The sequence below is a fragment of the Thermoactinomyces sp. FSL K6-2592 genome (assembly GCF_038006465.1).
Taxonomy (GTDB): Bacteria; Bacillota; Bacilli; order Thermoactinomycetales; family Thermoactinomycetaceae; genus Thermoactinomyces; species Thermoactinomyces vulgaris.
Map to the genome: position 1 here is coordinate 51,607 of NZ_JBBOVH010000002.1, position 11,906 is coordinate 63,512.

Genomic DNA, 11,906 nt, shown 5'->3' on the forward strand with positions numbered 1-11,906 from the left:
GCCTGATACAGGACTGGACGGAGTTAAAAGAAAGGTGGGGTTGGATTGTTTCCTTGGAATAATGTGCCCAAGGGCGGTGAAGAGCAGATGCGTCAGGTCGCCAAATGGTTTTTTTACACGGTTATCGGCGTGGCATCTGTGATCGGGATCTTGTATTTGTGGAAGTTTCTCGCAGAGTTGTTCGGGGAAAGTGATCAAGCCGAAACGGCGGGTAAAGCGACCAACTTGGCATGGGATACGCTCTCATCCATCGGAATCTGGGCGCTTGCCGTACTTCCCTGGCTGATTTTACTCGGGATTTTGATTGTCATTGCCGTTTTGGCCGGGCGTTGGTCCACCAAATCCCATTATCGGAGCCGGGCCAAAAAGGGAGTGAAATATTTACGCATTCTGCCTTCATACGACACCGAACTGGATTTGGATAAAATCTCAGAATTGACAAGAACTTTCGGGAGCATGATTCGCCCGATCCGCATGCGTGTCCAATACGGGCGCCCTTGGTTCCGCTGGCGGTTTGCCATTCCGGAGGGCAGCAACCAGATCGGAATTTACCTGGCTTACCCCGAGGACAAGGAGAACAGTGTAAAGGACACCTTGCGCAGTGTTTATCCTTCTGCAGAGTTGCATGACATCAAAGAGGAAGAATTCCCCACTCCGAAAAAAGGGGGGACCGGCGGACACTTCATCTTTAAATTCAAAACCAAAGGTTATCCCTTGACCTCGTTGCTCCAAAGCAAACAGAGCCAATTGGGAAGCATTTTAAACTGTTTGCGTTCCGGAACCTATTTGGATTTGCAATTTTCCCCGGTCAGCTGGCGGGCTGTCGAGGAACGTTCGGGAAGTGCCCGGAGCCTGTTGACCAGCAAAAAGAAGAAAGACATGGGACCGGAAGAGCGGATTCGTCGCGCCGGTTTGATTCAACGCTTGACCGGGCGTGAACTTTCCTTTCAAGTGCGCCTTTCCATCTGGTCCAATCACGAAAACGCGGAAGCGGTGGTCCGTTCAACGGCAGAGTCGGTTCAAACCGCGATGAAGTATGACGGGGAACTCCGTTTTATCCGCCAACCTTGGTGGAATCCCATGAAAGACAACAACCTGGTTCCGATTCCCTGGCCGTTGACCCTGATGGCTTGGACGTCGGATGAGATTTCGAGCTTGTTCCATTTGCCTCCGGCCAATCATTACATTTATCGTCCTCCGGCAGAAGATGGCCCCAACGCGCGGGGATATGTGGCCCATTTGCAAGAAAACGAAAGGACATTGGAGCCGGGCGAATTGACGGAGGGCGTGAAAATCGGAAAATTGAAACATCCTTTTGATGACCGGGAAGTGCGCGTCAACTTTGAACAGTTAAACAAACATTTTGTTTTAACGGGTGCCAGCGGCATGGGGAAATCCAGTGTCGCGATGGACATGGTCCAGTCACTTTTGGATGAGTGGTTTGACAATCCGGATGAAAGCCCGGGTTTCACCATTATTGACCCGGCCAAAGAGTTGGTGGCGATCATTGAAAACCGTCTGCGCATCGCAGAAAAATTCGGCGTGAAGTTCCCCCGGGAGAAAATCCATCACCTGAATCTGTCGGATGATACCACTCATCTTCCGGCTTTGAATATGCTTCACTGTCCGGAGAACGTCATCCCCGGACAGATGGCCCAACAGTTGGCCACTATACTAGTGGACTTTGAATTTAAAGAAGAATCCATTGAACGCTCGCGCCGGCTCGTTGAAATTGCGGTGCAGAGCCTGTTGGAAGATAAGGAAACCCATACGATTTTGGGCATCGATGATCTGTTCAGAAACCATCAGTTCAGGGAAAAAGTGGTCAAAAACGTGCAAGATCCTTATATCAAACGCTTCTGGGTCAACACCGATGAGCAGGAAATCAAAAGAGAAGTGGAGCCGGTGCTGTACCGGTTAGACCGGATCTTGCAACATTCAACGCTGCGCCGTCTGTTCTGCCAGAAAGGGTTGAGCCTGGATCCCCAAAAGTATATGGATGAAGGACATATTGTCTTGATTGACACCAATGGAATCAAAGACTACAACTTGCGGGTTTTGGTCGGTTATTTGATCAACCTTTACTATCAGGCAGCACGAAAACGGAACACTGCTTCCAAATTCCATTTAATGCTGGTGGAAGAAGCCCACATGGTTCAAATTCCGCTCCTTACCGAGATTTTGCAAGAGGATAAAAAATATCCGTTTGGGCTGGGGCTTGTGACCAGAGAGATCGATCACTTCGAAAATCAAGAATTGATGCAAGCGATCCGTTCCTATATCGGGATGGTCATCAGTTGCGGTCAGACGGAAGGTTCGGATGAAGTGGAAAGCCTGACGCGGAAATATATCAAGACCAGTCTGGTGGAATCGTTGCCTGAACGAAATGCAGCGGTCTACATCCGCTCCAAGCGGAAAGGCCGGAGCGATGTAACGACATGTGTGGTCACCAATGAACCGCCGGTCGTGTACCGGCCCGACGGCAAGCCGGCGGACCATCGCACGGCAGAGAAAGATGAAGCCATGAATTGGGGATTGGAATGGGGATTAAATGCTCTTTACCATGACGGGGAGACACTTCCCATTGAACAGGTGGACAAAGAAATTTCGGATTATATGGATCGTACTTTATATGAAAATCCGCCTTCGGAAAATGCCAACTGATCGTGAGCAAAACAGAACCGGTCCGGTTGAAGGATCGGTTCTTCTCCACTTTTCGACAGAGAGGAAGACAGAAATTGGGGAACCTGATCAAAGCAATTTTTGGGCTTTTTGCCAATCTGATTCCTATTATTGAAACATTGTTTTTAACGTTTGTGATCTCCAGGCATTTGGAGTCGACTTCCACCGGGATCATTTTGTTTATCGTTTTGATGATCGGTTCATTTATCTGGCACTCCCTGGTCAAGGGGATTGCTTGGGGGACCATGATTTATTTGACGATGACCCAAGAGGATTCCTCCGGCATGCTCTTTGCCGTCATCTTTGCATTGGCGGTCGGGGTTTTGCGTTTTCTTTTGGAAAAATGGTTGCGAAAATAACCGCCAGTCTTCAATTGATAAAAAACAGTATGTTTTGAAGGGAAAAGTAAAAAAATACTCCTAAACAATTTCACTTGTTTAGGAGTGTCTGTCATGCCCAAAATCCTTGCCGTGGGAACCGCAGTCCCCCCGTATTCTGTGAAACAGGAAGAAGCCCAAACATTTGCCAGGGAATGTTTTGCCCCATCTTTTCCGCAAATCGAACGTTACATGTCCATTTTTGATCATGCTTCCATTCACAACCGTTATATCAGCCAACCGATCTCTTGGTATAAACAACAACACCCGTTTACGGAAAAGAACCGGATTTACGTCGAAACTGCGATCGAACTGGGGGAAAAGGCCATCCGAACGTGTCTGGATAAGCAAGGATGGACCCCGGAGGATATCGATCATTTGGTGTTTGTTTCAACGACCGGGATTGCAACGCCCAGTATGGATGCCCGTTTGATCAACCGGTTGTCGATGAAAAGCGATGTGAAGCGCACCCCGGTCTGGGGATTGGGCTGTGCCGGAGGGGTGGCAGGATTATCCAAAGCTTATGAATTTGCCAAAGCCAATCCATCGGAAAAAATATTGCTGCTTGCCGTGGAATGTTGTAGTTTGACCTTTTGTCCCTTGGATCATTCCAAAAGCAACCTGGTGGCAACTTCGTTGTTTGCGGACGGGGCGGCCGCCGTTTTGATCTGCGGGGATCAGGTTTCGCTTCCGGACGGGACATTTCCGGAAATCACCGGGGCACAAAGTTTTTTGTGGCCGGACACGGAAGAGGTGATGGGATGGGACTTGACCGGGGACGGATTAAAAGTCATTTTTTCCCGGAGCATTCCCGAACTGGTGTTGAAAAAAGTGAAGCCGGTGGTGCAACGGTTTTTGGATGAAGCCGGGGTCCCTTTATCACAAATCGATGTATTTCTAACCCACCCGGGTGGGAAAAAAGTGTTGGAAGCTTATCAAAAAGCGTTAAATCTTCCTCCCGGGAGCCTGAACGGAGCCTTTGAAATATTGGCCGGTTACGGCAACATGTCATCAGCGACAGTTTTGTTTCTTTTGGAACGGGAGCTCATGCAAACGCATCCTGCGGGAAGTTACGGCCTCATGGCAGCGATGGGACCGGGTTTCAGTTTGGAATTATCTTTGTTGCATTGGGATAAGGAGGGATGATCATGCCGGCCTGGGGAAGTTGGCTGTTATGGGTCTTGGTCATTGTGCAAAGGCTTTATGAACTGCGGATTGCACAAAAAAACGCCCGGTGGATCCGGGAACAAGGTGGTGTTGAATACGGCGGAAAACATTATCCGTGGCTGGTTTTGATTCATGGATGCTTTTTTCTCAGTTTGCTTTTGGAGGGACGATGGGGAAGGACGGAGCCGGTTGCATGGTGGTGGGTGCCGTTTCTGTTGTTTCTGGGGGTGCAAGGGTTAAGGATATGGGTCATGCGGTCTCTGGGGAAATTCTGGAACACACGGATTTATGTGATTCCTGGCAGGAAGCCCCAAAACCGCGGCCCGTATCGCTACGTAAGACATCCGAATTATGTTGTGGTCCTGTTGGAGTTTGTTTTGTTGCCGCTTTGTTTCGGAGCCTATGGCACGTTGATCGTTTTTCCTCTCGTAAACTTCCTTTTCCTTTATTTGATTCGCATTCCCGCGGAGGAAAAAGCTTGGCAAATGTATGGGGCAGATCCGGATGAAATCATGAAGAAACACCGTTTTTTCCCTTCGTTTCAGAAATGAAAAAATCCCCCGGGCGGGGGGATGGTGTCATCCTGTCCGACGGGCGGACTCGCTTTTTTCCCAGCAATCGGCATTGGCCAAGTCTTTGATCTGATCGCTGGCGAAACTCGGGTTTTTCCCTTCTTTCAGCTGTTGATGATAATCTTGGAGCACGGCAAATGCCACTTTTCCCAAAAGGAGGATGGCAATCAGGTTGAGAATCGCCATTAAGCCCATAAATAAATCGGCCAGATCCCAAACGACTTGAACTTGAGTGATGGAGCCCCAAATGACCATGGCGATTACGGCCAAACGGTAAATCAACAGCCAGGTTTTGTTTTCGCGAATAAATTCGATATTGGTTTCTCCGTAATAGTAGTTGCCGATCAAGGAGGAGAAAGCAAACAGGAGAATGCTGATGGTCAAAAAGTGTTCCGCCCACACACCCACTTGCTGGTTCAAAGCCAATTGGGCAATTTCAATGCCGGAAAGGTTGTCGTGGGTAAACGCGCTGGAGAACAAGACAATCATGCTTGTACAACTGCAGATGATCAATGTATCCACAAAGACGCCGAGAGCTTGAATCAGCCCTTGTTTGGCTGGATGTGAAACCGTGGCGGTTGCCGCCGCGTTCGGCGCACTACCCATTCCGGCTTCATTGGAAAACAGTCCGCGCTTGATCCCCTGCATCATGGCCGCACCAATTCCGCCGCCGATTGCTTGTTCCAGCCCGAACGCACCGGCGAAAATTTGCTTGAATACGGCCGGCAACTGTGTAATATTTGTCAACACGACATAAAGAGCGAGCAAAATATAGATGACCGCCATGATCGGAACAATCCATTCTGTAAAGCGGGCCACCCGTTTGATTCCGCCAAAAATAATGATTGCAAAAACCGCAGCAATGATGAGTCCGAGAACGGCCCGGTTGATGCCGTAGGTGGATTCAAAAGCCACCGTAATGGTGTTTGCCTGTACGGAGTTGAAAACAAGGCCGAAGCACAAGGTGATCAGGATCGCAAACAAAATCCCCATCCACCGCCTGTTGAGCCCTTTTTCCATATAATAAGCGGGTCCGCCGCGAAACGTATCCCCGTCCTTTACTTTATAAACTTGCGCCAAGGTTGCTTCAATGAATGCGGAGGCACTGCCGATGAGGGCAATCAGCCACATCCAAAAAACAGCACCCGGACCGCCGATTGCAATTGCCATGGCAACACCGGCAATATTCCCGACGCCGACGCGGGATGCCGTACTGATACAAAATGCCTGAAACGATGAAATCCCGTCTTTTTTTCCCATTCCTTCGCCGAGCAAACGAAACATTTCTTTGATAAACCGGAATTGGACAAAGCGGGAACGAATGGTAAAATATAAACCCGCAACAATTAACAAAGCCACGATGACATACGTCCATAACACATCATTGATTGCCAGTACATACTTGTCTAATAGATCGACCATCCGATCACCTCTGTTCAAGAAATTTACACATTTACACAATTTATTTTATATCACAAAAAAATACATTTCGTCATTGGATGAATATAACAATCCGAATGAACAGAGGTGATTAATTGGAAGATGAATTGTTTTCGATTCCTTCCGACAAATCTCTTTTCTTGGCCCGTTGGTAAACGTCATGGGGGTTGCGGGGCTTTTGAGCAATACGAAATCCGACGGCTGCAAAATAGATGGTTTTTTTTTCGGGAATATACCGGTAGATCAATCGGAGATCAGGGCGTTGTCTTTTGCGTGGGCGAGCGACGGAAAAAAATTTTTTCTTCCGGAATCCGGTCAGCGGGGGATATTTTAACCGGGCGGCTTTGTAAGGGTTTCGGATGACTTGGACAATGGCGCGATCCAGTTGGATCAAAAATTCCTGGAACCGTTTTCGTCCCAACCTGCTGGCGATGAATAACAAGTCGTCGCGAAATTGCGGGTGATACTTTTCAATCATGAGGACGATGACCCTTTGTCGATCGTTTGTTCAAAGAAGGCAAGGCGGGACATTTGTTCCGGCTTTTCCAGCCATTTGGTTTCAGGAAGCCGGATCCGTTCCTGCAACATTTCATTCCATTTCATGTCCTCCAAGATTTCCTCCAGTTCTTCCAAACGGTGCATCAGCTTTTCATACGTCTTTATATCCAAAATCACGGCCCGCAACTGATTGTCATGGACCAATCCGAGCTTTTTGCAGGTGTTCAACAGATCATCAAAGAAGTGGCGGTTATTCATTTCCTTGAGCTCGCTGGTGGAAATCAGTTCATTTTGAGCAAAAGGTTTGGACACGGGATCGAACACCTCCGTTTCTGTTATAAGTCTATTATACCTTTTATCGGGTAATTCATGAATATTTTGCTTTTACTGAAACAGAATAATACATCACGGCATGAAAGCGGGTTCCATGCCGTGACAAAGCGGTCAGTTATTAATCCGGCGCTGTGCATATTTGGCCAGTGCCGGATGGTGGTTTTTCAGTTCTTCAAACAAAGATAAAAACGTTTGGCGAATATCCCATTGAGCTTCCGGGGATGTTCGCAAATTGATCAGATGGTACAGCTCCCACAGGCTGGCCGTGGCGGTGACTTGCCGGTGGTGCGCATTCGTCACCACATAGGCGGCGGCTTCCGGATTCCATGACTCAATGTCTTGGTAGACGTTTTCCGCTTCATGGAGGAAGGATTGGTAACGTTCTTCCAGTCCGGCTTCCCGGATGTGGGGAGGGATGGTATATCCGAGATGAATGGTTGGCAAACCATGGCTGAAGTGCGTGCGACGGTTGTGGCGGAGCAGTTGGTGCCAATTTGCCTCGGAAATGAGCAATTCAAACTGGTAATGAATATGTTCAAATTCCCATCGGGGATTGTCAAAAAAGCGCAGTTCGCTTAAAGCCGTTTCGGCAATTTGTTCTTTTTGTTCTCTGGAATACGAACGGGCTTGTTGGTGTGCTTGCTCATAAGAAAGAGCCGTTTCGCTGATGATCAAACGGGTGACCAATTCGGTCAAAGCTTCTTCATAGTCCGGAATGTGAACCATGCGGGCGCGCGGGCCTTGGACCGGTTGCAAAGACGCTGTTTGTTCAAAGAAAAGCTCCTTTAGCTTTTTTCTGGTGTGTAGCAGATAATCGTTCGGTTTTACATATTTCAACAGCGTCGGGATCACCTGGCTGATTTCCCGTTCCATTTCCTTGGCCAGTTTGCGGCATTCGTCGTAAGGGCTGGACAGAAGACGGACCAAAGTGTCCCGTAATGCGCGTCCGTTCCCGGTCATGCCAAGGTTGGTGAACGTGGCCAAAGTGAGGACATAACGGGCATCTTCAAACGCGATTTTTTCAATCCGCATCCGGTAGGCACGCTCTGATTCTTCCGGTTTTTGCGGGATCACCTTCACCAAATACGCGGTCAGGCCGCTGAGCAATTGCTCATACGTGTCATAAGCTTTGTCCTGCAAAGACAAAAATTTTTCTTTCAACCCGGGGTTTTGTTCCAGAACGGGAGGGACATAAAAATCGCCCCGTTTTGGCCGCTGATAACGCTGGCTGTATTCGGTGAAACTGTTAAACGGGTTGGACAGTTCCAATTCGGCCGATGCCAGCCGGCTGATCTTTTCAATTCCGATGTGTGCAACGGCATGTTCCGCCACGCTGCTGTGGCCGTAACCGACAACCCATTTTTCATGGAAGCGGGCCGCTTTTTCCGAATGCCCCTTGGCGGCACCGGCCGTCTTCAGGTTGACATTTAACTCTTCATCGGACAACAGCTTTCGCAAATTGTCGCGGAAGCTGGCTGAAGAACGACTCACATAGGCAAAAATGACGGCAATCACTTCTTCAGGCAAATTAAAAATGGTGTATACATTTTTATCAAGATTGGATACATAATGGGATAAATCGATTTTTTGCTCCTGTTTCATACTTCCACCCTCCCTGTCATTGCCTTACATTCTAGCAAAATTCCTTCCAATGGAAAATGGAGAAAAATGTTGTGAAATGATGTGAGAAAGTTTAAGCTAATTTTGAGCTGACGAAAGGTAGGAGGATAAAGATGACAACCAGATACAAAGTTCTGACGATTGCAGGTTCCGACAGCAGCGGAGGTGCAGGAATCCAAGCAGACCTGAAAACATTCCAGGAGCGCGGCGTCTATGGAATGTCAGCCATCACCACCATTGTGGCGATGGATCCGGATCATCAATGGAATCACAAGGTGTTCCCCATTCCTTTCGATACATTTCAGGATCAATTAAAAACGATTTTGCAAGGGATTGGCATCCATGCGTTAAAAACGGGCATGTTGGGATCAGTAGAGATCATTGAATATGTGGCCAAAACCATCCGTTCCCAAGAGGTCCCGGTGGTGATTGATCCGGTGATGGTATGCAAAGGAACGGATGAGGTGCTCAATCCCGAAACAGCCGATGCCTTGAGGGAAATTCTGATTCCGCTGGCGACCGTGGCGACCCCCAATTTATTTGAAGCCGGCCAGCTGAGCAAAATGCATCCGATCCGCACGGTGGAGGAAATGAAAGAAGCGGCGGCACGCATTCATGACCTGGGGGCAAAAGTGGTGATTATCAAAGGCGGAAGTAAGTTGGATCACGAAAAAGCGGTTGATGTCGTCTATGATGGCCGTACCTTCGAAGTGATGGAAGAAGAACGGGTGGAAACCCCTTATGTTCACGGTGCCGGTTGCACATTTTCCGCAGCCATTACCGCCGAATTGGCCAAAGGAAAAACGGTTTCGGAAGCCATTCGCCTGGCCAAAGCCTTCATCACCGAAGCCATTCGCGGCGGATTTCCGTTAAATGAATATGTGGGTCCCGTGCTTCATATGGGTTACCGGTTAAAAAACGGAAACGAGGATCTGAAATAACAGGGCAGATGGAACAATCCGCCCTGTTTTCTATTATTTTTTGATGGAAAAAACGAGGGGGTATTTTCCATTTGGGGGAAGAAAGCGGCCAAAAGTAGAAAGGAAAGGATTTATTTTTTAAAAGGGATTTTTGATTATACAGAGAATATAAGGAATTGATAATATTTTTATTCAAAATAAAAAATAATTAATTGGAAAAATGGGAATTAAAAGAAAAAATCCGCTTATGATTGGATTTAAGAGGTTTTTAACAAATCGTTTGAGGTGATCCATTTGACTCAGCCCGTGTTGGATATCCGGCAATTGAAGCTGCATTTTTTTTCGGAAAAAGGAGTGGTCCAAGCGGTTGACGGGATTGACCTGACCATCCGCCGGGGGGAAATCGTCGGACTGGTGGGAGAATCGGGATGCGGAAAAAGCGTGACCTCACTGAGCATTATGGGGCTGGTCCCGCAACCGCCCGGGAAAATCGTCAACGGTTCCATTTGGTTTGAGGGACAAGACCTGACCAAACTTTCACAGAAAAAGATGCAGAAAATTCGAGGTAGAGAGATTGCAATGATTTTTCAGGAACCGATGACCTCCCTGAATCCGTTGTTTACGATTGGAAATCAATTGGTGGAAGCGGTCCGGGCGCATGAAAAATGTTCCAAAAAAGAAGCGGAAGCCCGTGCCGTTGAAATGTTGGAAAAAGTGGGGATCTCCCGGAAGGGGATTTTGCGTGAATATCCGCATCAATTGTCCGGCGGAATGCGCCAACGAGTCATGATTGCCATGGCCATGATCTTAAACCCTAAGTTATTGATCGCCGATGAACCCACGACCGCGCTGGATGTCACCATTCAGGCACAAATTCTTGATTTGATGAAACAATTGAATGAAGAGTATCAAACGGCGATTTTAATGATCACGCATGATTTGGGGGTTGTCGCGGAAATGTGTGACCGCATTGTGGTCATGTATGCCGGGCAAGTGGTGGAGGAAACCGACCGCCACCGTCTGTTTAGCAATCCGAAGCATCCTTACACCCGGGGATTGTTAAAGTCAATTCCCAAGTTGAAAGAAAGAAAAAAACGGTTGTATGCCATTCCCGGCCAGGTGCCGACGCCCCGGAACATGCCCGCAGGATGCCGGTTTGCGCCGAGGTGTGAATTTGTCATGGATCGTTGCCGCAAAGAAACGCCCGAACTTACCGAAACAGACAAGAACCATTACAGCCGCTGTTTTTTGCATCAGAGGGAGGAACCGGTACATGGCACTGATTAACGTGAAAAACTTAAAGAAAAGTTTCCCGGTTTACGGGGGATTGTGGAGCAAAAAAGTCGGGGAAGTCAAGGCGGTGGATGACGTTAGTTTCGCCATTGAAGAAGGAGAAGTGTTGGGGATTGTCGGGGAATCGGGCTGCGGGAAATCGACGACCGGGCGAACCATCATCCGTTTGGTTGAACCCAGCGGCGGCGAAGTGGAATTTAACGGGAAAAATTTGTTTGCCTTGGACAAAGAGGAGATGAGAAAAGCCCGCAGAGACTTGCAAATGGTTTTTCAGGATCCTTTTGCATCCCTCAATCCCCGGCAAAAAGTGCGCGAAATCCTGGAGGAACCTTTGATCGTCCATTCCATGGGAACGCCCAAGGAAAGAAAAGAACAAGTGCAAGAATTGCTTCGGGTGGTCGGGCTCAATGCATTTCACGGTGACCGTTACCCCCATCAATTCAGCGGGGGGCAGCGGCAGCGGATCGGGATTGCCCGCGCATTGTCGACCAAACCCAAACTGATTGTTGCCGACGAGCCGGTATCGGCATTGGATGTGTCGATCCAGTCGCAGGTTTTAAATCTGATGATGGATTTAAAGGAACAGTTTTCACTGACGTATCTCTTTATTTCGCATGATTTGAGTGTTGTCAAACATATCAGCGACCGGGTCGGCGTGATGTATCTGGGGCGCATGGTGGAAATATCCCCGCGCGACGAGCTTTATGAAAAGCCGTTGCATCCCTACACCCAGGCTCTGTTGTCGGCCATTCCCGTTCCGGATCCGACAGCCAAGCGGGAACGCATCATTCTTGAGGGCGATGTGCCGAGTCCCGAAAATCCCCCACAAGGCTGCGCGTTTCATCCGCGTTGTCCATATGTGACGGACCGTTGCAAGGAGGAACGCCCGGAGTTGAAAGATGCCGGCGGCGGACACTTGGTTGCCTGCCACTTGGTTCATGAGGGTTGAAAAGAAGATCCCTTGACTTGATGGGGGAGGTGGTTGATCGGGAAAACGTGACGAT

At 48.5% G+C, this 11,906-nt stretch carries 11 protein-coding genes; 7 read left to right on the forward strand and 4 right to left on the reverse strand.

Features of this window, described 5'->3' with window-relative positions; all coding sequences use genetic code 11:
• Positions 1 to 45: 45 nt before the first annotated feature.
• The 4 genes from NYE37_RS11965 (at position 46) to NYE37_RS11980 (ending at position 4,777) form a co-directional block, all read left to right on the forward strand.
• Positions 46 to 2,664, forward strand: a complete 2,619-nt coding sequence (locus tag NYE37_RS11965; protein ID WP_198051055.1) for a helicase HerA domain-containing protein — start codon at positions 46 to 48, stop codon at positions 2,662 to 2,664.
• A 74-nt stretch (positions 2,665 to 2,738) separates the two neighbouring features.
• On the forward strand, positions 2,739 to 3,041 hold the full coding sequence (locus NYE37_RS11970) for a hypothetical protein (protein ID WP_037994096.1): 303 nt from the start codon (positions 2,739 to 2,741) through the stop codon (positions 3,039 to 3,041).
• A gap of 93 nt (positions 3,042 to 3,134) precedes the next feature.
• On the forward strand, positions 3,135 to 4,205 hold the full coding sequence (locus tag NYE37_RS11975) for a type III polyketide synthase (RefSeq protein WP_049719646.1): 1,071 nt from the start codon (positions 3,135 to 3,137) through the stop codon (positions 4,203 to 4,205).
• A gap of 2 nt (positions 4,206 to 4,207) precedes the next feature.
• A complete protein-coding gene (locus NYE37_RS11980) occupies positions 4,208 to 4,777 on the forward strand; it encodes an isoprenylcysteine carboxyl methyltransferase family protein (protein ID WP_049719647.1) in 570 nt (189 codons plus the stop codon).
• Positions 4,778 to 4,804: 27 nt separating this feature from the next.
• Here the strand turns inward: NYE37_RS11980 and NYE37_RS11985 are convergent, their stop codons facing one another.
• From NYE37_RS11985 to NYE37_RS12000, 4 genes are all read right to left on the reverse strand, one after another.
• Positions 4,805 to 6,220 carry an alanine/glycine:cation symporter family protein gene (locus NYE37_RS11985; protein ID WP_037994101.1) on the reverse strand — a complete coding sequence of 472 codons (1,416 nt, stop codon included), beginning with the start codon at positions 6,218 to 6,220 and terminating at the stop codon, positions 4,805 to 4,807.
• A 109-nt stretch (positions 6,221 to 6,329) separates the two neighbouring features.
• Positions 6,330 to 6,716: a hypothetical protein gene (locus NYE37_RS11990; RefSeq protein WP_037994102.1), complete on the reverse strand. Its 387-nt coding sequence runs from the start codon at positions 6,714 to 6,716 to the stop codon at positions 6,330 to 6,332.
• Positions 6,713 to 7,048 carry a hypothetical protein gene (locus NYE37_RS11995; protein WP_037994104.1) on the reverse strand — a complete coding sequence of 112 codons (336 nt, stop codon included), beginning with the start codon at positions 7,046 to 7,048 and terminating at the stop codon, positions 6,713 to 6,715. The genes NYE37_RS11990 and NYE37_RS11995 overlap by 4 nt, the downstream gene beginning before the upstream one ends.
• Positions 7,049 to 7,180: 132 nt before the next feature.
• Entirely contained in the window at positions 7,181 to 8,671 is a 1,491-nt protein-coding gene (locus NYE37_RS12000) for an FAD-dependent thymidylate synthase (RefSeq protein WP_049719650.1), read from the reverse strand.
• Between the two features lie 131 nt (positions 8,672 to 8,802).
• Here NYE37_RS12000 and pdxK point away from each other — a divergent pair, with 131 nt between their 5' ends.
• The 3 genes from pdxK (at position 8,803) to NYE37_RS12015 (ending at position 11,851) form a co-directional block, all read left to right on the forward strand.
• Positions 8,803 to 9,630 carry a pyridoxine/pyridoxal/pyridoxamine kinase gene (pdxK, locus tag NYE37_RS12005; protein WP_037994107.1) on the forward strand — a complete coding sequence of 276 codons (828 nt, stop codon included), beginning with the start codon at positions 8,803 to 8,805 and terminating at the stop codon, positions 9,628 to 9,630.
• Between the two features lie 273 nt (positions 9,631 to 9,903).
• On the forward strand, positions 9,904 to 10,896 hold the full coding sequence (locus tag NYE37_RS12010; RefSeq protein ID WP_049719714.1) for an ABC transporter ATP-binding protein: 993 nt from the start codon (positions 9,904 to 9,906) through the stop codon (positions 10,894 to 10,896).
• On the forward strand, positions 10,883 to 11,851 hold the full coding sequence (locus NYE37_RS12015) for an ABC transporter ATP-binding protein (protein ID WP_049719715.1): 969 nt from the start codon (positions 10,883 to 10,885) through the stop codon (positions 11,849 to 11,851). Before NYE37_RS12010 ends, NYE37_RS12015 begins: the two co-directional genes overlap by 14 nt.
• Positions 11,852 to 11,906 lie beyond the last annotated feature (55 nt).

Coding starts and splice junctions, on each gene's coding strand:
- NYE37_RS11985 (WP_037994101.1), bottom strand. CDS start 6,220: ATGGTCGATCTATTAGACAAGTATGTACTGGCAATCAATGATGTGTTA.
- NYE37_RS12015 (WP_049719715.1), top strand. CDS start 10,883: ATGGCACTGATTAACGTGAAAAACTTAAAGAAAAGTTTCCCGGTTTAC.
- NYE37_RS11975 (WP_049719646.1), top strand. CDS start 3,135: ATGCCCAAAATCCTTGCCGTGGGAACCGCAGTCCCCCCGTATTCTGTG.
- NYE37_RS12000 (WP_049719650.1), bottom strand. CDS start 8,671: ATGAAACAGGAGCAAAAAATCGATTTATCCCATTATGTATCCAATCTT.
- NYE37_RS11990 (WP_037994102.1), bottom strand. CDS start 6,716: ATGATTGAAAAGTATCACCCGCAATTTCGCGACGACTTGTTATTCATC.
- pdxK (WP_037994107.1), top strand. CDS start 8,803: ATGACAACCAGATACAAAGTTCTGACGATTGCAGGTTCCGACAGCAGC.
- NYE37_RS11980 (WP_049719647.1), top strand. CDS start 4,208: ATGCCGGCCTGGGGAAGTTGGCTGTTATGGGTCTTGGTCATTGTGCAA.